Below are 23,044 nucleotides of genomic sequence, written 5' to 3'. Positions count from 1 at the left end.
CACAGGTTCTTACCAGCTTCTGATGATATAAGTCCACAAACCTCGTAAAGAGACGAGTGGGAGGGACACGTGACGGTCGCGACGGAGATGTGCTCGCCGTACGGCTTCACCCGCAGTCCCACCCAGGAGTCCGCCACGCTGTCCTGGAGCGGTGGCGGCTGGACGGTGGGAGATCGCCCGCTGCCCGGCCCGCCGCGGCCCGCCGACGTCGAGGAGCTGCGGCCGCTGCGCGGGCTGACGGTGGAGTGGCCCGCGCAGCCCGTCGCCGCGGCCCTGGAGCCGGTGATCGCGCTCGCCGCCGCGGGAGTGCCGCTGACCTGCCCGGACCCGCCCGCCTGGGTGCGCGAGGCCGATCCGGTCCTCGCCGGGCTCGCCGCGGCCTGGACGCCCGAGCCCGGTGACGGCACTCCGGCGTCGGTCGCCGACCTGCGCCGGGAGGAGCACAGCGTGCGCCTGCGCAGGCACGCGCTGCGCGCCGGGGGAGTGGCCGTGAACCCGGCGCCGGTCACCGTCGTCATGGCCACGCGGCGGCCCCAGTACGTCGGCGACGCGCTGCGGCAGATGGCCCGCCAGCGCGGGGTGGACTTCGAGGTGGTCGTCGCGCTGCACGGCTTCCCCGCGGCGCGGGTGCGGTCCGCGATCGAGGAGTTCCCCCGCCCCGTCACCGTGGTCGAGGCCGCCGAGGAGACAGCGCTCGGAACGGTCCTCAACGAGGCCGCCGCGCGGGCGTCCACCGGCATCGTCGCCAAATGGGACGACGACGACTGGTACGGCCCCGAACACCTGTCGGACCTGCTGCTGGCCATGACCTACTCGGGCGCCGACCTGGTCGGGACCGCTCCCGAGTTCTTCTACCTCCAGCCTCTGGACGTCACGATCCGCCGCACCGACTACAGCAGCGAGGTGTGGACCGACCACGTCGCGGGAGGCACGATCCTGCTCGGCCGCGCCCTGCTGGAGGAGGTCGGCGGCTTCGGTCCGCAGGACCGGGGTGAGGACGCCCACCTGCGGCGCTCCGTCGAGGAGGCGGGCGGGCGGATCTACCGCACGCACGGCCTCGGCTACGTCCTGCGGCGGTCCCTCAGCGCCGACCACACCTGGAACCTTCCCCTTGCCCACTTCCTGCGAGTCGCGACGAACCAATGGCGCGGCTTTCGCCCGAGTCTGCTGCTGGACACGCCATGACGCCACGTATCAGGGGAAACGACTACACCGTGCTGGAGCCGCCCGCGCTCGGATCGGCGTGGACGCCGAGCCTGCGGGCGAGCGTCGTCATCCCGGCGTACGGCGCCCAGGCGAAGCTCGACCTCACGCTCGCCGGGCTGGCCGCGCAGACGTACCCGGCCGACCTGCTCGAAGTGATCGTCGTCGACAACGGCAGCGACCCGCCGCTGCGCCTGCCGGAGATCCGGCCGCGCGGCACGCGGCTGCTGGTGTGCGAGGCGCCGGGCCGGGCCAGGGCGCGCAACGCCGGCCTGGCCGCCGCGACGGGGGACGTCATCCACTGGATGGACTCCGACGTGGTGCCGGAGCGTGAGGAGGTGGAGGCCCACATGCGCTGGCACCATCTCGCGCCGTACCTGTCGGTCACCTCCTATCTGCGCTTCAGCACCGCGGAGCTGCCCGCTCCCGAGGAGGTCGCGGGCGCGGACGACCTGGCCGGGCTCTTCGAGCCCGCCGAGCCGCACGCCTGGATCGAGGACCTGGTCGCGCGGTCGCAGGGGCTGACCCGCTCGCCGCGGCCGTTCAGCATCCACATCGGCGGTGCGTCGTCGGCGAACGTCAGGCTGTTCGAGCGGGCCGGGGCGATGGACCCCGAGATGATCCTCGGCCAGGACACCGAGATGGGCTACCGGCTGGCGCAGGCGGGGGCGGTCTTCATCCCGGACCCCGAGGCCAGGGCGTACCACCTCGGGCCGTCCATGCGCATGCGCGACAGCGAGCGGATCAACCGGGTCAGCCACGCCCTGGTGACCGACCGCGTCCCCGGCTACCGGTGGCTGCGCACCCATCCCTCCCGGCAGTGGAAGGTCCCGCAGGTCGAGGTCGTCGTCGACGCGACGGCGGGGTCGTACGACGAGGTCCGGGCGACCGTGGACGGCGTGCTGGCCGGCACCGTGACCGACCTCGCCGTCGTCATGACCGGACCGTGGGACGAACTCGCGCCCGAGCAGCGCGCGCCGCTCAGGGACCCGCGCCTGGATCTGGTGCTGCTGCGCGCGCACTACGCGCACGAGGGCCGCGTACGGCTCGCCACGACGCCGCCCGACACCACGTCGCCGTACCGCCTGCGCGTCCCGCCCGGCTGGTCGCCGGGAGAGGACACCCTGGGCCGGCTGCTCGAAGTGCTGCGCGGGCGGGAGCGCGGGCTGGTCAGCGTGCTCCTGGCCGAGGACGCGGAGGGGATCGTCGTCGCCCGCCTGGAGCGCACCGAGGCCTTCGCCCGCGCCGCCCTGATCGCGGCCGAGGGAGAGAACGCCGACGACCTCGTGGACGAGATGTTCGGCACCTACTGGGTCGACGGTGAGAGCTTCGGCTTCAGCGCCTTCGGAGAGGCCGCGTCCTACCTCAGCCCTCGCGCCGCCTACCGGGCCAGGGTGTCGGCGCAGGCCGAGGTCGAGCGGCTCACCAAGGAGGTCGAGCGGCTGCGCGGTCAGGTCGTCAAGTGGCGTGAGGAGGCGGGGCGGTGGCGCAAGTCGGCCGTCGAGTTCCGCCGGGAGATCGGCGCCCTGCGCAAGCAGATCTCGGCGCTGCGCCGCGCCCAGGGCCAGAGCCAGGGCCAGGGCCTGCGCGGCATCGCCCGGGGCCTGAGCCGGCCCTTCACCTTCAAGAAGTCCTGACCGCGGCCCCCGCCGCGCTGACCGCCGCCCACTGATCCGCCTCCTGATCCGCCGCCCGCCGGGCCGCCGCGCCCGCTTGGCTGCCGCCCGCTGAACCGCCGCTCGCTGATCCGCCTCCTGAACCGCCGCTCGCTGAACCGCCGCCCGCCGGGCCGCCGCGCCCGCTTGGCTGCTGCCCGCTGAACCGCCGCGCGGCGGAACGGCGCAGGACGCGCGGCGGTCAGGAGCGGCGGAACAGACCGCGGCGCGGCCGCGGCGCCCGGTCCTCCGGCCGCGCCGCGCCGTTCCCGCCCGGGCCGTCGCCCCCGCCCGGCGTGCCGTTCCCCGCCCGCGCCGTCCCGGCGGGCTGCGCGGACTGTGTGGACTGGGTGGATTGCGCGGACTGGGCGGGCTGCGCGGATCGGGCGGGTGGTCGCGCGGCCGGTTCGCGGCCGGTCGTCGAGGCCCCGTCGAACTCGCGCGGCGCGGCGTGCCGTACGCCGTGGGTCTGCGCGATCACGTCGGCGATCGCCTCTCCGGGCGCGGCGAGGAGGCGGGCGCGGGCCGCGGCCTCGGTGCGCTCCAGCGTGGCCAGAAGGCCGTCGGACACCTCCAGCACCAGCAGGCCGATGCGTTCCTCCAGCATCGCCTTGACCGCCCGCTCCAGCAGCGCCGGGGCGGGCGGCGCGTCGATCGGCGCGGTGTAGCGGAAGGGGACGGGCGCGGCCGTCGGCGCCGCGCTCTCGGCGAACCGCACCCGCGCGTCGTGCCCGAACGCCGCCCGCACCAGGGCGAGGTCGAACGCCTCCGTCCCCGGCGCCCACCTGCGGCCCCCGTCGAGCAGCGTCCAGGGGCCGGTCAGCGTCACCGCGACGTCCGGGAGCGTGCCGCGCAGCACGGCGTCGACCGCCGCGACGATCCGCGGCTCGTCCGCCCCGGTCACGTCGAAGACGACCTCGACGTACGGCACGCGCCACCGCCGGCCGGGCTCCTTGCGCAGATCGCGGCGGAGCGGCACCCGGTGCGCCAGATGAGCCTCGACCAGCCGGACGATGGCCCTGCCGTGCTCGCCGCGCTGCGCGGGCAGGCCGAGGTGGACGGCGCGGGCCTCCGGGTCGGGGACGAAGACGGCCCCCGCCTGGGCGAGCCGGTAGGCGAACTCGGTGTCCTGGCCGCGCACGACCTCGGGATCGAAGCCCCGGACCTCGTCCAGCAGGGCCCGCCGCAGGGAGACCGTCGGCCCGGTGCAGACCTGGTAGGGGTTCTTGCTGGCCCGCAGGCCGTCCAGGCGGCGGATGGTCTCCTCGGTCGAACTGGACACCAGCGCCGACGGGTCGAACAGGTCCTCCGGCGAGCCGTGCCGTACGGCGTCGTGGACCTGGCCGGGCGTGAGCGCCGGCTCCTCGGCGAACCTCTTGCCGCCGATGGTGACGAGGTAGTCGGTGAGGTGGTGCCAGCGGAACAGCGCCTCCAGGTGCTCGCGCGAGATCACCATGTCGGCGTCGAGACGCTGCACGATCTCCCCCTCGGCCGCCGCGATGCCGGCGTTCATCGCGTGCCCGGCGCCCCACCCGCCGTCCGGCACGGAGACGATCCTGGTGTTCTCGGGCCGCAGTTCGGGCAGGCGCAGCGGGGGATCGCTGCGGTCGTCCACCACGATCACCTCGGTGAGGTGCGTGGGATAGGTCTGCGCGGCCAGCGCGGCCAGCGTCAGGTCGAGGCGGTGCTGCCCGCCGTGCGCGGGGATCACGACACTCGCGCCGAGCGTGGGGCTCCAACCGCCGAGGGGCGGCGGCGTGAGCGGAGAGTAGTCGTTGTGGCGAATCCTCGGCCGGGGCTCGACGCCCGTCAGGTGGGCCACTCCTCATCCTTCACAGCGATGGTCAAAGGGCTCGCCCACACTAGCGAAAGCCACTGACGGTTCCCTAAGGTGACGCCCAATATGTCCAGTCGGTGGACAACGGAGTCCGCACGCACGGTCAAACGGTTGGCCTTGAACTCCTCCCCGGCCTGACGGCCGGAGCTTCTCCCGTCGTGTCGCGGTCAGGCGGCGTGCGGGGGTTGACGCTTCGCAGACCGGGCAGCCCCGAGGTCTCCACGTCCTGACACCGCAGTTCCTGCGGCGTTGCGAATGTTGATCGCGGCGTTGGTGTCGGCATGCCCGGCCCACCCGCACCCGGGGTTGACACAGGCGAACCGGGTGCCGTCGCGGGAGGCCGGGTCACGGTGGCCGCACCGGTGGCAGGTCTGTGACGTGCCCGGGGCGGGCACCTTCACCACCAGCCCGCCGCGATCACGGGTTTTGTACTCCAGCAGGGTGACCGTCCGGCCCCACGCCTGCCCGGCGATGGCGCGGTTCAGCCCGGCCTTCTGCCGCACGTTCCGGCCGGGACGCTCGATCGTGCCGGTGGCGGAGCGGACCATGTGCGTGATCGTCAGGTCTTCCACCACGACCACGCTGAAAGTGTCAGCGAGTTCGGTGGTGGTCTGGTGCTGCCAGTCGACGGCTCGGCGCTTGGCTGTCGCGCGGAGCCGGGCGATCCGGTCGTAGGTGCGGGCCAGCCGACGCGAGGCCGGCTGCCCGGGAGGACGAGCGGCGCGCTGGCGGGCCGACTTGTTCTCCAGCCGGCGCAGGCGTTGTTTCTCGCCGTCACGTAGCCAGGGCCCATGCTCGCGCATCGTGCCGTCCGACAACGCCAGGGCGACGGTGATCCCCCGGTCGATCCCCACCCCAGGGCCGGGGTGCACGGCCGGGGCCGCCGCGACCACCGCTTCGGTGCGGAACACGATCTGCCAGCCGAGAGCGTCCTTCACCAGGCGCGCCCCGGTGACCCGCCCGGCAGGGCCACCCCTGGTCACGCCCGGCAGATCCTTCGTCCACCGGAACCGCACCCGCCCGACCTTGGGCAGACTGACCGCACCCCACCGCCGGTTCACCCGCGTGATCTGCAAGTCGCGGGCCTGCGGGACATCCACAGCCAGCCGGGTCCGGAACCGGCCCTTGAACGTGGGCCGGTTTGCGGGATGGGCGGGGTTGAAGAAGTTCGCCCACGCCTGCCGGTAGGTTCTCAGCACCGCCTGCGCCGCCTGGGCGGGCAACCGGCCCATCCAGTCGATCTCCCGGCGCGCCGCCCGGATCGCCGCGTCACAGTCCTTCACCGTCGCCAACCGGCCCTGCCGGAAGGTGCAGAACTCATGCAGCAGGTTCCACAGCGCACGGGCGGTGTGCGCCTGACCGTCCAGCACCGCCACCTGGGCGGCGCTGAGGTCGAGACGCGCCACGTGCGCACGAGCCTGCCTGGCCACCTCCACGCCCTGATCGTATCCCTCGGGTTCGTGTCATCGTGACGGAATCCACACTCGGAGTGACCACGATGCGCGCACTGGACGCCATGGTGTGCACACTCTCCGCACCCACGTGGTGTTCGTGACGAAGCACCGGCGTGGGGCCTTCACACCAACCCGATGCTGGCCCGATGCGTGGAACCCATGCGCGAGGTGCGCGCCGACTTCGAGGTCGAGCTGCGCGAGCTCAACGGCGAACACGACCACGTCCACCCACTGATCTCCACCACCCGCAGAAGGTCGCCCTGTCCACACTCGTCAACTCACTGAAGGGCGTCTCGGCGCGGATACTCCGCAAGGAACACAGCGCGCATGTCCGCAAGTACCTGTGGGGTGGACACTTCTGGTCCGGGTCCTACTTCGCCGGATCAGTCGGCGGTGCACCGATCACGGTACTCAAGCAGTACATCGATCAGCAGCAGCGCCCACTGCGACCTGCGCGGTGAAGGCACGCTCGCGCCCTAGAAGGCACTCCCGCGCGGGCCTTCACCCCCGGCCTGAAGGCCGGAGCGCCGGCCCCGCACTCCGGTACACTCGGTGACCGATACCCCTGGTGACACGCGTACGCACGCGTGGGAGGAGCAACCATGTTCAGGGCTTGGCGTGGCCTTATCGAGGAGTACCGCGACCGTCTGCCGGTCTCCGCGACGACGCCCGTGGTGACCCTGCTCGAAGGCGGTACGCCGCTCGTCCCCGCCAGGCGGGTGTCCGAGATCACGGGATGTGACGTCCATCTGAAGGTCGAGGGGCTCAACCCCACCGGCAGCTTCAAGGACCGCGGCATGACCCTCGCGATCAGCAAGGCAGTCGAGGAGGGCGCCCAGGCGGTCATCTGCGCCTCGACCGGCAACACCAGCGCCTCGGCCGCCGCGTACGCCGTACGGGCCGGGCTGACCTGCGCCGTCCTCGTGCCGCGCGGGAAGATCGCGATGGGCAAGCTGGCCCAGGCGCTGGTCCACGGCGCGAAGCTGCTCCAGGTGGAGGGCTCCTTCGACGACTGCCTGGAGATGACCAGGAAGCTCGCGGAGACCTACCCCATCGCGCTGGTCAACTCCGTCAACCCGCACCGCCTGCAGGGCCAGAAGACGGCGGCCTTCGAGATCGTCGACGCGCTCGGCGACGCGCCGGACGTCCACTGCATCCCGGTCGGCAACGCCGGCAACATCTCGGCGTACTGGATGGGCTACAAGGAGTACGCCGAGGACGGCGTGGCCACCAAGCGGCCCCGCATGCTGGGCTTCCAGGCCAGCGGCGCGGCGCCGATCGTCGGCGGCTCGCCGGTCACCCATCCGCAGACGATCGCCACGGCGATCAGGATCGGCAACCCCGCCTCGTGGCGGCTCGCCGAGGCCGCCCGCGACGAGTCCGGGGGCGACATCCAGGCCGTGACCGACCGCCAGATCGCCGCGGCGTACAAGCTGCTCGCGCAGGAGGAGGGCGTCTTCGTCGAGCTCGCCTCGGCCGCGAGCGTCGCCGGCCTGCTGCAGGCCCACGAGCAGGGCCTGCTCACGCCGGGACAGCGGGTCGTGTGCACCGTGACCGGCAACGGCCTGAAGGACCCGGACTGGGCCATCTCCGGCGCTCCCGCTCCGGTGACGATCCCGACCGACGCCTACGCGGCCGCGGCGGCGCTGGGACTCGCCTGACCCGCCCTCTGACACTCAGCACATCTCCAGGTGACGAATTGACCGACAGTCACGGCGTCGTCGTACGCGTGCCCGCGACGAGCGCCAACCTCGGCCCGGGCTTCGACAGCCTCGGCCTCGCCCTCGACCTGTACGACGAGGTGGAGGCGGCGATCTCCGATTCGCCCGGCGTGCGGATCGCGGTGGAGGGTCAGGGCGCCGGCGAACTCGACGACGGCGAGGGCCATCTCGTCGTCAGGACCATGCGCGCGACCTTCGACCGCATGGGGTTCGCCCAGCCCGGCGGCATCGAACTGCGGTGCCGCAACCGGATCCCGCACGCGCGGGGGCTCGGCTCGTCGTCCGCCGCGATCTGCGCGGGCATCCTCGCCGCCCGCGCCCTCGCGCGGGGGCGCGGCGCGGAAGATTTTCCGGACGCTGACGTGTTCGCGCTGGCCACCGAGCTGGAAGGGCATCCCGACAACGTGGCGCCCTGCCTGGCGGGCGGGCTCACCATCGCCTGGACCGACCAGTCGGGGGTGGCGAGTATGGTGAAACTGACTCCGCACGAGGACGTCCGGCCGGTGGCGTTGATCCCGGATTTCCGGTTGTCCACGGAGGAGGCACGGGGGCTGCTGCCGAAGGACGTACCGCACTCGGACGCGGCGGCCAACGCGGGGCGGGCGGCTCTGCTCGTCGCGGCGCTCACGGAGAGACCGGAACCCGGCCTCCTGCTCGCCGCCACCGAGGATCGCCTGCACCAGAGGTACCGAGCGCCGGCGATGCCGCGCACCGCCGACCTGGTGCGACGGCTCCGTACGGCGGGGGTGCCCGCCGTCGTCTCGGGGGCAGGTCCGACGGTGCTCGCGTTGACGACAACGGATGCCAAGGATTTGATCGCGGCAGAAGTGGGTAATGACTGGCACATCCAGCCAATGAACGTCGACCCGTCTGGTGCGTTCGTTCGGTTTCCCGAGACACGCTGATACTTCTTCGACCTTCAGGGAATAGCTGTGCGCGCTGGTGATGTTAGGCTGATAGCCGCACCAGGTGCCCCCGTGTTGGGTGCGTGCTTGTCATTCGCACATCGCTGCACTTCGTCTCGCGTCCCGCGACGCGGGCAAGGCGATTTCCCCGAAACCGTTTCTTCCAGTCGGCACACCCTCGGGTGGCATGGCCGGAGGCGGCGCGCTCGGAGACATGCGCGTTCGAACCACCAAGACATCTGGTCGGTGGCGGCAATCCGGGGGATCGCCCCCGGGCACCTACCGCTCGCGAATCCCGAGGGTCGCCGACACATGAGATTCGCGAAGCCCGACCCGGTCTGTCCCGCCGGGTCGCATCACCGGGACGCCTGGACGCACGATTCTGGCGCCCGACCCCTGGGAAGGACCCTTAGTTGAGCGACACCACCGAACTCCTCTCCGACGGCCAGGCCGCCGGCGACACCCCCACATCCGCCCCGGCCCGTCCGCGACGTCGCTCCGGCACGGGCCTGGCAGGCATGGTGCTCCCCGAGCTTCAGGCCCTGGCGACCAGCCTCGGCATCACGGGGACCGGACGGATGCGCAAGAGCCAGCTCATCGCGGCCATCCAGGAGAAGCAGGGCGGAGCGGGAGAGGCCGCGGCCGAGCCGAAGGCCGCCGCGGAGGCGGCGCCCGCCGTCGCGGAGCGCCCCACCCGTACCCGCAGGGAACGTTCCCGCTCGGCCGCGCCCGCGACGGCGCCCGCCGAGCCCGTGGCCGCCGCCGAGCCGGTCGTCGCGCCGCGCGATGAGCGCCCCGCGATCGAGCACGCGCCCGCCGTGGTCGCCGAGGCCGCGCAGAACGGATCCGCCGCCGTGCTCTCCACCGAGCCGCAGGCCGAGTCCGCGCCGTCCGAGGTGCGGGGCGAGCGCCCCGAGCGCGGCGAGCGCCGGGAGCGCCGCACGCGAGGCGAGCGCAGCCGGGAGCGTGGCGAGCGCGGAGACCGCGACAGCCGCGAGAGCCGCGAGAGCCGTGACAGCCGTGGTGACCAGCGCGGCGACCAGCGCGTCGCCGACGGCGGCGACGGCCCGGGCCGCCGCGACCAGCAGAGCCGTGGTGACAGCCGTGGCGACAGTCGTGGTGACAGCCGCCAGGACAACCGTCAGGACAACCGCTCCGACGGGAAGGGCGACCAGCAGGGCGACGACGCCCGCGGGCGTCGTGGCCGCTTCCGCGAGCGTGGCCGCCGCGGGCGCGACCGCTTCGAGAGCAACGAGCCGGTGATCAGCGACGACGACGTCCTGATCCCGATCGCCGGAATCCTCGACATCCTCGACAACTACGCCTTCGTGCGCACCAGCGGCTACCTGCCCGGTGCGAACGACGTGTACGTCTCGCTCGCCCAGATCCGCCGCAACGGCCTGCGCAAGGGCGACGTCGTCACCGGCGCCGTCCGGCAGCCGAGGGACGGCGAGCGGCGTGAGAAGTTCAACGCGCTCGTCCGCCTCGACACCGTCAACGGCATGGACCCGGAGCAGGCCCGCCAGCGGCCCGACTTCAACAAGCTCACGCCGCTGTACCCGCAGGAGCGGCTGCGCCTGGAGACCGAGCCGAACGTCCTGACCACCCGGATCATCGACCTCGTGTCGCCGATCGGCAAGGGTCAGCGCGGACTCATCGTGTCGCCGCCCAAGGCCGGCAAGACGATGGTGCTCCAGGCGATCGCCAACGCGATCACCCGCAACAACCCGGAGTGCCACCTGATGGTCGTCCTCGTGGACGAGCGTCCGGAAGAGGTCACCGACATGCAGCGGTCGGTCAAGGGCGAGGTCATCCACTCGACCTTCGACCGCCCGGCCGAGGACCACACCACCGTCGCGGAACTCGCCATCGAGCGGGCCAAGCGGCTGGTCGAACTCGGGCACGACGTCGTCGTCCTGCTCGACTCGATCACCCGTCTCGGACGCGCCTACAACCTCGCGGCGCCCGCGAGCGGCCGCATCCTGTCCGGTGGTGTCGACTCGACCGCGCTCTACCCGCCGAAGCGGTTCTTCGGCGCCGCCCGCAACATCGAGAACGGCGGCTCGCTGACGATCCTCGCCACGGCCCTCGTCGAGACCGGGTCCAAGATGGACGAGGTCATCTTCGAGGAGTTCAAGGGCACCGGCAACGCGGAGCTCAAGCTCAACCGCTCCCTGGCCGACAAGCGGATCTTCCCCGCGGTCGACGTGGACGCCTCCGGCACCCGCAAGGAGGAGATCCTGATGGGCAAGGAGGAGCTGGCCATCGTCTGGAAGCTCCGCCGCGTCCTCCACGCCCTCGACATGCAGCAGGCGCTGGAGCTCCTTCTGGAGAAGATGAAGGAGACCAAGTCCAACGCGGAGTTCCTGCTCCAGGTGCAGAAGACCACGGTCAGCAACGACCGCGACTGACACCAGGACGTCACTCGCCGACGCCCCGGACGGCCCGCCCGTCCGGGGCGTCCGCGTCTCCGGGCACGGCGTCCGCGCCCGGAGACGCGGGAAGGCCCGCACGGACTGGTCCGCGCGGGCCTTCGGCGATCTGTGCTGCTGTACGGCCGGCGCCAGGGGTTGATGGGGCGAGCCGTACAGCCGAGGGCTACTTCACGTCGACGAACTTGATGTTCGACAGGGAGCCGTAGGTCAGGCTGGTCGCGGCGGCCGTGGTCCGCCAGTAGCCGTCGTACTTCGGCTTGACGCTCTTGGTGTACTTACCGGTGGAGGTCGCGCCGACGTAGCCGACGAACTTCCACTTCTTGGTGCCCTTCTTCTTGAAGTAGAGCTTCAGGATCTTCTTGCTCCACGCCTTCGAGCCGCGGTAGACCTTGCCGTAGAGCTTGGTCGCCTTGCCCTTCTTCACCTTGCTGGGGGAGGCGTACAGGGTGATCTTGGACTTGGCCTTCGAGCTGCCGCTCTTCGAGACCTGGAAGGCCTTGGTGAAGGAGTACTTCTTGGTGCCCCGGCTGATGCTGATCCGCAGCTGCCAGCCGCCCGTCGACGTGCTGTAGTCCATCGACGTGGAGTCGTGGTAGGAGTCGTCCGCCTCGAGGCCCGTGGTCAGCGAGTAGTAGTCGTCCGAGTCCTTCGACTCCAGCCGGACATCGGTGATCTTCTCGTCGCCGAACTTCTCCAGGTGGAAGGCCGCGTAGACGTCGACCTCCTTGCCCGACTTCAGATACACCGGGTCCGGGTCCACGTTCGCGCTGTCCACCCGCGTCGCCTTCGCGATGGCCATGGTGGTCCAGGCGCCGAACGTCGGGTTCGCGTCGGCCGCCGCGCCTCCCGCGGTGACTCCGACCCGGTACTTCCAGTCGCCGGGCTTGTCGCTCGACGAGAGCGGGATCGAGCCGGAGACGTCCGCCTTGTTGTCGGAGGGCACGCTGCTCACCGAGCCGAGCTGCGTCACATCCGCATTGTGCGCGGACGATTCGCTCTCGTCGGGCCTGAGGTATTGGACAGTGACCTTGGCCGGCTTGTCCTTGTCCACATAGGCACTGGTCAGGTGTACTTTGAAGGTGATCTTGTCGCTGCTGTACGGCGGAATGAACTTGTCGGAAGACAGATCGATGCCGGAGACAGCGGGGTTCGCGAAGCGAGCGGCGGAGGCGACTCCGGCGCTGGCGGGGGTGACTGTCGTGATGGCCGCTCCTGCGGCGAGGACAGCGGCCCCCGTTGCGGTCGCCAAGGCGATCCGCAAGCCCTTCCTCATGGTTACCCCTTACATTGGTAAAATTGAGGGAAAAGTCGGGTTTGGACACGGGAGCCTAGTGGTACGGATGTGGCTCGTCCACACAGCTGTCAACCCCGGTCCTGTTTCACCGCGTTTCTGTCAGACCGGCGGCGCCGCCCGGGAGCCCTCCTGCGCGTGGGAATAGCGCATGGCCTGGGATGGTTGGAGGATCTGGCACACTGGTAGCCGACCGCAGCGGTACCGGTTCCCGCGCAGCGCATCGTGGTGTGCCCGATGCGCGCAGCCCCGACAGGCAGAGCGACCCGGCGACCGCACCTAGCGTTAGGACTGAGACATGAAGGCCGACATCCACCCGGAGTACGTGGTCACCCAGGTGACCTGCAGCTGCGGGAACTCCTTCACCACCCGTAGCACCGCCAAGAACGGCGTCATCCACGCCGACGTCTGCTCCGCCTGCCACCCCTTCTACACGGGCAAGCAGAAGATCCTCGACACCGGTGGCCGGGTGGCGCGCTTCGAGGCGCGCTTCGGCAAGAAGGCCCAGGGCAAGTAGCTCCTCCAACACGCCGGCTCGGGGCGCCCTCTGTTCGGGGGCGTCACCGGGTCGGCGTTCTTGGTGATTGCGGCCTTTACCGAGGACTGAGCGTAAGGAGCGTGCGGTGAACCTCGACGAGATCATGAGCGAGTACGCGGACCTCGAACTGCGGCTCGCCGACCCCGCCGTGCACGCCGACCAGAGCAAGGCGAGGACGTACGGCAAGCGATACTCGCAGCTCACGCCGATCGTCACGACGTACCGGGAGCTCGAAGGCGTACGGGAGGATCTCGCGGCGGCGCGCGAACTGGCCGCGGAGGATTCGGCGTTCGCGGACGAGGCGGCCGAGCTGGAGGGCCGCATCCCGGTGCTGGAGGAGAAGCTCACCCATCTCCTCGTCCCGCGCGACCCGAACGACGACAAGGACGTCATCATGGAGATCAAGGCGGGTGAGGGCGGCCAGGAGTCCGCCCTGTTCGCCGGAGACCTCCTGAGGATGTACCTGCGGTACGCCGAGCGGGCCGGCTACAAGACCGAGGTCATCGACGCCCAGCACTCCGACCTCGGCGGCTACAAGGACGTCACCGTCGCCATCAAGGGGCGGGAGGGCGTCTGGTCGCGGTTGAAGTTCGAGGGCGGCGTGCACCGCGTCCAGCGCGTGCCGGTGACAGAGTCACAGGGCCGCATCCACACGTCCGCCGCGGGCGTGCTGGTGTATCCCGAGGCCGAGGACGTCGACGTCCAGATCGACCCGAACGACCTGCGGATCGACGTCTTCCGCTCCAGCGGGCCCGGCGGGCAGAGCGTCAACACCACCGACTCGGCCGTGCGGATCACGCACCTGCCGACCGGCGTGGTCGTGTCCTGCCAGAACGAGAAGAGCCAGCTCCAGAACAAGGAGTCGGCCCTGCGCATCCTGCGCGCGCGGTTGCTCGCGATGGCGCAGGAGGAGGCCGACGCCGCGGCGATGGCCGAGCGCAAGTCACAGGTGCGCACCGTCGACCGCTCCGAGCGGGTCCGCACCTACAACTTCCCCGAGAACCGCATCTCCGACCACCGTGTGGGCTTCAAGGCCTACAACCTGGACCAAGTCCTGGACGGCGATCTCGACGCGGTGATACAGGCATTGCTCGACGCCGAACTCGCGGAGAAGCTGGCCGCCCGTACGTGAGACGGCGGGGGGACGATGGGAGACCGTGGTGAGGACCTGGGAGATGATGCGTGAGACCCGGAGACTCGGCGACCCCGCCGCGCGCCACCCCGCCGGCCCGTACTCCGCGGACCGGCGACCGCCACGCCCAGCCGCGAACCCCGTGCCGTAAGAGACCATGACCTTCCTGCTCGACGAAATCGCCCTCGCCACCGCCCGGCTCGCCGAGGCGGGAGTGCCGTCACCGCGAACGGACGCCGAGGAGATCGCGGCCTTCGTCCACGGCGTGCCGCGCGGCATGCTGCACACGGTGAAGGACGCCGACTTCGACGCGCGCTTCTGGGAGGGGGTCGCCCGGCGCGAGGCGCGCGAGCCGCTGCAGCACATCACCGGGCGGGCCTACTTCCGCTATCTGTCCCTGGAGGTCGGCCCAGGGGTCTTCGTGCCACGCCCGGAGACCGAGGTCGTCGCGGGCTGGGCGATCGACCGGCTCCAGGAGATGGACGTCGCCTCCCCGGTCGTGGTCGACCTCGGCACCGGCTCGGGGGCGATCGCGCTGTCGATCGCGCAGGAGGTCGCGCTGGCGCAGGTGCACGCCGTCGAGATCGACCCCGTGGCGTACGGCTGGGCCAAGCGCAACGTCCTCGAACACGGTCAGGGACGCACGACGCTGCACCCCGAGGACCTCACCGACTGCCTGCCCGAGCTGAACGGCCAGGTGGACCTGGTCGTCTCCAACCCTCCGTACATTCCGCCGGGAGCGGTTCCCCGGGACCCCGAGGTGCGCGACTACGATCCCTCCCGGGCGTTGTACGGGTCGGGCGAGGACGGGCTGGACGAGGTCAGGGCCGTCGAGCGCACGGCCCGCAGGCTGCTGCGGCCGGGCGGGTTCGTCGTGGTCGAGCACGCGGACCTCCAGGGCAACGCGGTGTACTGGCTGTTCTCGGAGGAGAAGGGCTGGCGCGACGTCCGGTTGCGGCAGGACCTGACCGGCCGGGACCGGTTCGTCACCGCCCGGCTGACCCAGGACTGATTCAGGACTGATTTCGATCGGCCCGGCGAGCCGGTCACGACGGCGGCGCCGGGCGAAAGACGTGGAAGGATGGCTTCGTGAGCCGACGGTATGACTGCGCGAACCCGGCCGAGCGGACCGGTGGCCTGACCGACGCCGCCTCTGCCGTGCGCAATGGCGAACTCGTGGTGCTTCCCACCGACACGGTCTACGGGATCGGCGCCGACGCCTTCACCGCCTCCGCGGTCAACGCGCTGCTGGAGGCGAAGGGGCGGGGCAGGGACATGCCCGTCCCCGTTCTCGTGGGCACCGTGCGGGCCGCCAACGCGCTCGTGGAGAGCCTCGGGACGTACGGGCAGGACCTGGTGGACACCTTCTGGCCCGGGCCGCTCACGCTCATCCTGAGGGCCAACCGGTCGCTGTCGTGGGACCTCGGCGACACCAAGGGAACGGTCGCCGTCCGCATGCCGCTCCACCCGGTCGCGCTGGACCTCCTCAAGGAGACCGGTCCGATGGCGGTCTCCAGCGCCAACCGGTCCGGCAACCCGCCCGCCACGACGGCGGACCAGGCCCAGGAGCAGCTCGGAGAGTTGGTGACCGTCTATCTGGACGGCGGCCCCTGCGGCGACGACGTCCCCTCCACGATCCTCGACCTGACCACCGCCGTGCCCCGGGTGCTGCGCAAGGGCGCGATCCCCGTGGACAAGATCCGGAACGTGGTGGGGTATCTCGCGACGGAGGAGTGACCGCGCTCCGGGCCTGCGTCTCACATTCTGAGACGCTGTCACGGCTCTGAGCAGGATGATCGATGCCGTCTGGCTATCGGTCTTCTTTACTGAAGTCACCCCGGCTACCGTGAAGTGCGCCGATATCTCTGTGGAGGCGCGCCCATGGCCAAGCTCGACGGGATGGATCCGAAGCTCGTCCGTGAGCTGTTGTCGCAAGTTCAGCACGCAGCGAATCAGATGGGCACCATCGAGGCCCGCGTCACCCAGCTGACGCGCAACGCGGGCGTGTCCGTGCACGTGACGCACCGGCCGTCGCAGGTCGCCGACGCCTGCTCCACGATGGTCAAGGACGTCACCGGCCGGCTTGAACTGCTGGAGAAGAAAGAGAAGCAGAGCACCGGCAAGGCGCCCACGGTCAACGGCGCCACCTACACGCAGGAGAAGGACATCACGGCGCCGGCGGACGACCCGGCGCCGAAGTCCGACTCGCACGGAGACAAAGCCGATCACAAGGCCGATCACAAGGCTGACCAGAAGGCCGATTCCAAGGCCGACCACAAGCCCGCCCCGAAGCACGGGACGGCGGGGGGCGGGGCGGAGAGCACGGCCACGCAGCCCGGGGACAGGCAGGTCCACGACAAGGAGCACTCCGTCCGCAACTCGCCCGCCGGCCACGGCTCGGGCGACTCCGGCGCGGCGGGGCGGGGCGAGAGCTCCCACCAGGTGCACAGCGCGTCCGACGGAGCGCCTCGCTCCGCCACGGACGGCGGCGGCTCGGCCGGGGCGAAGCACGCGGAGAAGACCCACGGCACGGCGACGGGCGAGCTTCCGCAGATGCGGCCCGCACAGGACGCGGCCCAGATCACCCACCCCGTCCAGCCGGTCGACGTCTCCGACACAGGCGATTCCGGCCCCGGGCAGACCCAGGGCCAGGGCCACGGGCAGGCGACTTCGGAGGGGTCGAGGCAGGCGGGTGGGCAGCAGCCCGGCGTCCGCGACGACTCGCAGATCATCGACACCCCGGGCATCGACCATCCGGACGACGTCGACCAGAGGGCCGGCCGGCAGGAGATGACGGTCGACGGGACCAGGGTCGTCAGCACTCCCTTGAACCAGCCCGACGCGGGGAGCGCGACAACCCACGCCCAGCAGACGGCGAACGGGAGTGGTCCGCACCCGAACGGGGCGCCCGGGTACGTCAACCCGCTCGAACCGAGCAACCAGACGGCGGACCAGCCCTCCCACACCGGGCTCGCCCCCGGCGATCCCGACGGCGACTACGTCGGCACGCCTGCCGACAACGCCACGGAGGATCCGTACGCGGCGGGCACCGCGACCTCCGTCCCCGGGACTCCCGACAGCCACGGCACGGCGACGACCCACACCGCGAGCACGGGCCAGACGCCTCACACCGGGCTCGCGCCCGGCGATCCCGACGGCGACTATGTCGGCACGCCTGCCGACAACGCCACGGAGGATCCGTACGCGGCGGGCACCGCGACCTCCGTCCCCGGGACTCCCGACAGCCACGGCACGGCGACGACCCACACCGCGAGCACGGGCCAGACGCCTCACACCGGGCTCGCGCCCGGCGATCCCGACGGCGACTATGTCGGCACGCCTGCCGACAACGCCACGGAGGATCCGTACGCGGCGGGCACCGCGACCTCCGTCCCCGGGACTCCCGACAGCCACGGCACGGCGACGACCCACACCGCGAGCACTGGCCAGACGCCCACGTACAACTCCGCTACCAGCTACACCGACAGCGGCAGCGGCGCGACGCACGGCACGACGACGGCCAGTCTCGAGATGAACAGGGCGGATAACGGTCCGGCGGGCACCGGTACCTCGACCGGCACGGCCAGTGGCACGGGCACGGGCACCGGCGGCCTGGCCGATCATTCGGGCACCGGCACCGCGACCGGCACGGCCAGTGGCACGGGCACAGGCACCGGCGGCCTGGCCGATCACCCGGGCACGGGCAGCGGTCACACGGGCAGCGGTCACACGGGCACCGGTGGCGGTGCGACGAACGGCACGACGGCCAGCGTCGCGATGGACGGCGTGGAGAGAGGTCACACCGGAACTGGCAGCGGTCACAGCGGTGCCGCGAACGGCACGGCCACCGGCACACTGAAGGATCACCCGAACGGCACGGCCACGGGCGGCCTGGCCGATCACCCGGGCGCGGGGAACGGCACGGCGCAATCGCCCAAGCAGGTGGACATCACCCACCTCGACGATTCCGCCGGGACCTCGGGCACGACCTCCGGCTTCTCCTGCACCTGTGGAGCGGCCTCCGCGGGCGGGCTGGGCTGCACCTGCGGCGCGATGCACGCCGGGCACGGTGGGACGGGTGGGCATGGTGGGACAGGTGGGCACGGTGCGGCAGGTGGGCATGGTGCGGCGGGCTGGCCCGGCGGGGGTGCTCAGGGAGAGACAGGTGACTGCGGCCCGGGGGACGGACACGGAACGCACGGCGCGGGTGGTAACGGCGCCGGCGGCCACGGTACGCACGGAGCGGACGGCCATGGCACGGCTGGTGGCCACGGAGCGGGTGGCCAGGGATGGGGTGGCCACGAAGCGGGTGGCCACGAAGCGGGTGGCCACGAAGCGGGTGGCCACGAAGCGGGTGGCCACGGAGCGGGGAACGGCCAGGGATGGGGTGGCCACGGATCGACCGGGGGTGACGGCACCGGGTCCGGCGTGACGGGAACGGACCGGGACGGCGCGGCTGGGCGGACCGGGGACGGCGACGGCTACTCGTGGCCCGATCCGCGTGCGGTCGCCGCCACGCAGCCGGGGGACGTGCTCACCTATCCGGCCCGTCACTTGCACGACGACGCGGCGCTGCAGATGCTGGCGGACCATCACCGCGACATCGCTCCCCACGACATGCCGGACGTCAGAGTTCCCGAGGGGGAGTGGGGCGAGGGCGACTGGGCGGCGAGGAAGATCCAGCCCGACGGGCCTCCGGGACGTGTCGAGGCCGTCGACCCCGGTCCGCCGACCCCGGAGAACTGACCGTGCGAGCACGAACGACGCTGTCGCCGGGCGTGGGGACCGCGGCCTGGTCCCCCGCCGGGCGCCGTATCGGGCACCGTGCCGCAGGGCACGCGATCACCATCGCCGGCGTTCCCGCCGGCCCCGCACAGGAGGCGCGATCGTGAGCTACGCCGACCCCCCGGCGCCGACCCCGCTGCAGCCCGGCGAGACCCCGCCGGCACCGTCGAGCACCGACCTGCTCTCGCCCGGCGGGCAGCCGACGCACTGGGTGTTCAACCCGGAGTACCAGAAGCTCGTGGACCTGTGGATGCAGGTGATCCCGCTGCTGGACCAGCTCACCAAGTCCCTCGACAAGCCGTACGAGATGGCGCGCAGCAGGGACGTCTGGGACGCGCCCGTCGCCGGCCGGTACGTCCAGGACGTCGCGGAGTGGCGCAGCAGGCTCGGCATGTACCGCCAGGCGGTGCTCACGGCGATCAGCGACCAGGCGGCGGACACGCCGCGCTGGATCCCCGGCAAGACCAGCGCGCCGCACGCGTTCACCTCCTGACACCTGAGGGTGCCTCCGAGGCACCTGCCGGTACCCGCCGGCACCTGTCACGCCGCCGGTGGCCCGCCGGCCGCCGCACCGGCCGTACGCCCGGCACCTGACCGTGCCCTCCCGGATCGGGCCCTCCCGGATCGGGCCCTCCGGGACGGACCTCGGCGTCTCCCGCGCGGTGCCGAGGGCATGGGCGCGGCCGGAATGGAGGAGATCGGGTCTCTCGTCGTCCGGGCCATCCGGCGGCCGGGTGCGATACCGTCAGTTCTCGAACGGGTAAAGGGGCTGACCGCGGAGCATCCGGCATATCCCCTCTAGGGATAGGGCGATCTGTGTCTTTTTGCCCGTCACAACTGATCCGCCTATCCAGGAAACTAGGTCCGTGCGGGAATATCTCCTCTTGGCGCTCGTGGCGGCAGCGGTGACGTATCTGCTCGTGCCGCCGGTCCGGGTGTTCGCGCTGCGCATCGGCGCCGCACCCGAGGTGCGGGAGCGGGACGTGCACAAGGTGCCCACCCCGCGGCTGGGCGGCCTGGCGATGTTCGGCGGGATGGTGGCGGCGCTGCTGGTGGCGGCCAACCTCCCGTACGTCGGCGGCGCGTTCGGCAGCGGCCAGACGGGCCGCACGGTGCTCGCCCTCCTGGCGGCGGGCGGCCTGATCGTCGTCACCGGGTTCCTGGACGACTGGCTCGGCATGGACGCGCTGGTCAAGTTCGGCGGGCAGATCGCGGCGGGCGGGCTGCTCGTCTACTTCGACATGTATCTCCAGTGGCTCCCGCTGCCGCAGTTCATGGGCGGGTCGCAGGCGCTCGACACGACCCTGCGCACCATTCTCACGATCATGATCGTGGTCGTCGTGATCAACGCGGTGAACTTCGTCGACGGCCTCGACGGCCTGGCGGCGGGCATCGTCGGGATCGCCGCCGCGGCGACCTTCGCCTACTCGATCGTGCTCCAGCAGACCGCGAGCGGTTCGCGCATCAACGGGACGGCCGCCATCGCGGCGATCCTCATCGGGATGTGCGCCGGCTTCCTGCCGCACAACTTCCACCCCGCCAAGATCTTCATGGGTGACACCGGGGCGATGCTGATCGGCCTGCTGCTGGCCACCTCGATGATCACGATCCTTTCCTCGGTCGAACCGGACGCGATCGTCGGCAAGATCAACAAGTTCCCGGTGATCCTGCCGCTCGTGCTGCCGATCGCGGTCGTGGTCCTGCCCCTCGCCGACCTGATAATGGCGGTCGTCCGCCGCACGTCGGCCGGGCTATCGCCGTTCGCCCCGGACCGCGGCCACCTGCACCACCGGATGCTCGACATCGGGCACTCCCACCGGCGCAGCGTTCTGATCATGTACGCGTGGACGTTCCTGTTCGCCTTCACGATCGTCGGCCTGTCGATCGTCGGCGTGGGTGTCGTCGTGTTCCCGCTGACGATCGTGTTCGCGGTGGCGGTGCTGGTCATCATGGGCCTGCCGCGGTGGCGGTCGCGCCGCACCCTGGCGCGCGACCAGAAGACCGGCGCCCTCGCGGCCGGCGGCGTAGCCGCCTCCCGCCCCGCTCGCCCCTCGCGCCCCACGACCACCGAGCACGACACGCTCGTCTTCCCCGTCGTCCCCCCGCCGGCGCCGCCCCTGACTTCCGGGCGGCACGCGCCCGGCGCGCCCGGGCAGGCCCCGCCCGTCGTGCCGGGGCAGGCCGCGCCCGGCAGGCTTCCCGCGAACGGCCGGAATCCCTACCCCGGACAGGGCCCCACGGGTGCCGGAGCCATCCCGCCCACGACCTCCCGCACGGACGCGGAAACCTTCCGCTGACCCCCGACCGGCGCGCCCGCACCAGCAGAAACGCCAGGTAAAGGTGGCACTCCGAGGCTTGTGATAGCTTTCACTAGCAAGGGGCGAGGCACACGACGCCCCGGCAGGTAGCAATCGCTCGTTTGACAACCGATCCTGGAGTTCCGATGCAGGCCAACGACGTGCGCGTGCTCAAGGGCGCCGCCGTGCCGACCTTGATCGTCGGTCTCGTCGCCGTCCTCGTCGCGGCGATCGCGACCGGTGCGAAGGGTGCTCTGGGCGCCGGCATCGGTCTCGTCATCGTCGCCGTCTTCTTCACCGTCGGCCTGGCCGTCGTCTCCTGGGCCGGCCGGGTCTCGCCCATGGCGATGATGGCGGCGGCCGTGGTGGGCTACGCCGTCAAGGTCCTCGTGATCATGGCGATCCTGCGGGCCCTCGACGGGACGACCGCGTTCGACTCCCGGGTGCTCGCGCTGAGCGTCATCGCCTGCACGCTCGCGTGGACCATCGGTGAGATGCGCGGATTCATGAAGCTCAAGATGCTCTACGTCGAGCCGGACGCCGAGGTCCCCGGGCGGGGACGCGGATGACCATGCGTACGGGGCAGCCCGATATGACTAGTCCGCATGGCTCCTGCTATCGTCGTGCCCGCGATGAGCGAACAGGAGCGCAGGCCCGAGACCGACGGCCGCGACTTCGCCGACGCCGCCTGGTCGGTCCCGAGCTATCTGATCTCCGGGATCCTGTTGTGGGGCGGCATCGGCTGGTTGCTGAGCTGGTGGACCGGCGTGCACGCGTTCATCCCCATAGGCGTCGTTCTCGGGGTCGGGCTGGCTGCCTACCTCATCTATCTGAAGTACGGCCGCTGACAGCCGGCCCGCTTCCCACGCTCTTCCGTTGATCCAATCGTTGAAGGGAACGCCCGTGCGCGAGCGTAGCGAACGGACGAACAAGCACATGCTTCGGGCATTGCGCCCCGAGCGGGTAGGCGAGGTGACAAGGTGACCCCCCTCGTTCTCGTCGCCGAGGACGCGTTCACGGCGCCGGGGCCGTCGATCTTCGACTTCCCGCCCCTCTTCGAAGGCGCGCCCTACTGGCTGACCAAGCCCGTGCTCTTCGCCGTCGTCGGCGCCCTCCTGGTGACCGCTCTCGCATGGAGCGCCTTCGCCAATCCGAAGCTGGTGCCCCGGGGCATGCAGAACATCGGTGAGATGGGCTACCAGTTCGTCCGCGACCAGGTCGCCCGCCCGTTCCTGGGCAAGGACGCCGAGCGCTGGATGCCGCTGCTGATCAGCTTGTTCTTCCTGATCCTGCTGTGGAACTTCTTCGGCGTCATCCCGCTGATCCAGATCCCGATCGCCTCGCACATCGCGTTCCCGATCGTCTTCGCGGCCACGATCTACATCCTCAAGATCTATCTGGGCATCAAGCACCAGGGCTTCGGCGGCTACTTCAAGAACATGATGTTCCCGCCCGGACTGCCGAAGGCGATCTACTTCCTGCTGGCGCCGATCGAGTTCCTGTCGAACCTGATCATCGCGCCGTTCACGCACGCCGTCCGGCTCTTCGCGAACATGTTCGCCGGTCACCTGATCCTGGCCTTCTTCAGCGCCGTCGGATTCTGGTTCCTGTTCGAGAAGCTCACTCCGCTGGGCTCGGGCCTCGGCGTCGTGGGTGTCGTCATGACGATCGCGATGACCGGCTTCGAGTTGTTCATCCAGTTCCTGCAGGCGTTCCTGTTCACGCTGCTCGCCGCCATGTACATCGGCGGCTCCCTGCACGCGGACCACTGACGGACACCTGAGACCCGCC

Annotated in this window: 17 protein-coding genes and 2 pseudogenes; 16 read left to right on the top strand and 3 right to left on the bottom strand. The window is 71.0% G+C overall.

Annotated features, from left to right (window positions below; all coding sequences use genetic code 11):
- Positions 1–69: 69 nt before the first annotated feature.
- Together HHX33_RS24630 and HHX33_RS24625 are read left to right on the top strand one after the other, a co-directional pair.
- Positions 70–1,185, top strand: coding sequence for a glycosyltransferase family 2 protein (locus HHX33_RS24630; RefSeq protein WP_310741511.1), 1,116 nt, complete (start codon positions 70–72; stop codon positions 1,183–1,185).
- Complete coding sequence (locus HHX33_RS24625) at positions 1,182–2,840, top strand: glycosyltransferase family 2 protein (RefSeq protein WP_182876678.1); 1,659 nt, start codon at positions 1,182–1,184, stop codon at positions 2,838–2,840. The genes HHX33_RS24630 and HHX33_RS24625 overlap by 4 nt, the downstream gene beginning before the upstream one ends.
- A 220-nt stretch (positions 2,841–3,060) precedes the next feature.
- On the opposite strand, the gene HHX33_RS24620 is transcribed toward HHX33_RS24625, so the two are convergent.
- Together HHX33_RS24620 and HHX33_RS24615 are read right to left on the bottom strand one after the other, a co-directional pair.
- Entirely contained in the window at positions 3,061–4,680 is a 1,620-nt protein-coding gene (locus HHX33_RS24620; protein WP_310741510.1) for a glycosyltransferase, read from the bottom strand.
- Positions 4,681–4,862: 182 nt separating this feature from the next.
- The gene (locus HHX33_RS24615; protein WP_310741509.1) at positions 4,863–6,131 is read right to left on the bottom strand and encodes a transposase; all 1,269 of its coding nucleotides are present in this window, start codon (positions 6,129–6,131) and stop codon (positions 4,863–4,865) included.
- 40 nt (positions 6,132–6,171) lie between these two features.
- Between HHX33_RS24615 and tnpA the strand changes: the two are divergent.
- The 4 genes and pseudogenes from tnpA to rho all read left to right on the top strand — a co-directional run bounded on the left by tnpA (position 6,172) and on the right by rho (position 11,186).
- A pseudogene (gene tnpA, locus HHX33_RS24610) lies at positions 6,172–6,610 on the top strand (IS200/IS605 family transposase).
- 141 nt (positions 6,611–6,751) lie between these two features.
- Complete coding sequence (gene thrC / locus HHX33_RS24605) at positions 6,752–7,810, top strand: threonine synthase (RefSeq protein WP_111700011.1); 1,059 nt, start codon at positions 6,752–6,754, stop codon at positions 7,808–7,810.
- A 38-nt stretch (positions 7,811–7,848) separates the two neighbouring features.
- A complete protein-coding gene (gene thrB, locus HHX33_RS24600) occupies positions 7,849–8,775 on the top strand; it encodes a homoserine kinase (RefSeq protein WP_182876677.1) in 927 nt (308 codons plus the stop codon).
- Positions 8,776–9,188: 413 nt separating this feature from the next.
- Positions 9,189–11,186: a transcription termination factor Rho gene (rho, locus tag HHX33_RS24595; RefSeq protein ID WP_182876676.1), complete on the top strand. Its 1,998-nt coding sequence runs from the start codon at positions 9,189–9,191 to the stop codon at positions 11,184–11,186.
- Between the two features lie 187 nt (positions 11,187–11,373).
- On the opposite strand, the gene HHX33_RS24590 is transcribed toward rho, so the two are convergent.
- Positions 11,374–12,483, bottom strand: coding sequence for a hypothetical protein (locus HHX33_RS24590; RefSeq protein WP_182876675.1), 1,110 nt, complete (start codon positions 12,481–12,483; stop codon positions 11,374–11,376).
- 316 nt (positions 12,484–12,799) lie between these two features.
- Here HHX33_RS24590 and rpmE point away from each other — a divergent pair, with 316 nt between their 5' ends.
- From rpmE to atpB, 10 genes and pseudogenes are all read left to right on the top strand, one after another.
- Complete coding sequence (gene rpmE / locus HHX33_RS24585) at positions 12,800–13,018, top strand: 50S ribosomal protein L31 (protein WP_117409077.1); 219 nt, start codon at positions 12,800–12,802, stop codon at positions 13,016–13,018.
- A gap of 106 nt (positions 13,019–13,124) precedes the next feature.
- Positions 13,125–14,171 carry a peptide chain release factor 1 gene (gene prfA, locus HHX33_RS24580; RefSeq protein ID WP_182876674.1) on the top strand — a complete coding sequence of 349 codons (1,047 nt, stop codon included), beginning with the start codon at positions 13,125–13,127 and terminating at the stop codon, positions 14,169–14,171.
- A 157-nt stretch (positions 14,172–14,328) separates the two neighbouring features.
- On the top strand, positions 14,329–15,183 hold the full coding sequence (gene prmC, locus HHX33_RS24575) for a peptide chain release factor N(5)-glutamine methyltransferase (RefSeq protein ID WP_117409075.1): 855 nt from the start codon (positions 14,329–14,331) through the stop codon (positions 15,181–15,183).
- Positions 15,184–15,260: 77 nt separating this feature from the next.
- Positions 15,261–15,908: an L-threonylcarbamoyladenylate synthase gene (locus HHX33_RS24570; RefSeq protein WP_182876673.1), complete on the top strand. Its 648-nt coding sequence runs from the start codon at positions 15,261–15,263 to the stop codon at positions 15,906–15,908.
- Positions 15,909–16,052: 144 nt separating this feature from the next.
- Positions 16,053–18,917: a hypothetical protein gene (locus tag HHX33_RS24565; RefSeq protein ID WP_182876672.1), complete on the top strand. Its 2,865-nt coding sequence runs from the start codon at positions 16,053–16,055 to the stop codon at positions 18,915–18,917.
- 142 nt (positions 18,918–19,059) lie between these two features.
- Positions 19,060–19,449: a hypothetical protein gene (locus tag HHX33_RS24560; RefSeq protein ID WP_182876671.1), complete on the top strand. Its 390-nt coding sequence runs from the start codon at positions 19,060–19,062 to the stop codon at positions 19,447–19,449.
- A gap of 373 nt (positions 19,450–19,822) precedes the next feature.
- Positions 19,823–20,956 (top strand): annotated as a pseudogene (locus HHX33_RS24555) (MraY family glycosyltransferase); the annotation flags it as partial.
- Between the two features lie 443 nt (positions 20,957–21,399).
- Positions 21,400–21,822 carry a hypothetical protein gene (locus HHX33_RS24550; RefSeq protein WP_182876670.1) on the top strand — a complete coding sequence of 141 codons (423 nt, stop codon included), beginning with the start codon at positions 21,400–21,402 and terminating at the stop codon, positions 21,820–21,822.
- Between the two features lie 36 nt (positions 21,823–21,858).
- Positions 21,859–22,101, top strand: coding sequence for a hypothetical protein (locus HHX33_RS24545; RefSeq protein ID WP_244460565.1), 243 nt, complete (start codon positions 21,859–21,861; stop codon positions 22,099–22,101).
- A gap of 132 nt (positions 22,102–22,233) precedes the next feature.
- The gene (gene atpB, locus HHX33_RS24540; RefSeq protein ID WP_182876669.1) at positions 22,234–23,025 is read left to right on the top strand and encodes a F0F1 ATP synthase subunit A; all 792 of its coding nucleotides are present in this window, start codon (positions 22,234–22,236) and stop codon (positions 23,023–23,025) included.
- Positions 23,026–23,044 lie beyond the last annotated feature (19 nt).

Origin of the sequence: Microbispora sp. H10670, from assembly GCF_014161385.1 — a bacterium.
GTDB classification, from domain to species: domain Bacteria; phylum Actinomycetota; class Actinomycetes; order Streptosporangiales; family Streptosporangiaceae; genus Microbispora; species Microbispora triticiradicis.
This window is presented reverse-complemented; position numbering and strand designations above follow the sequence as displayed.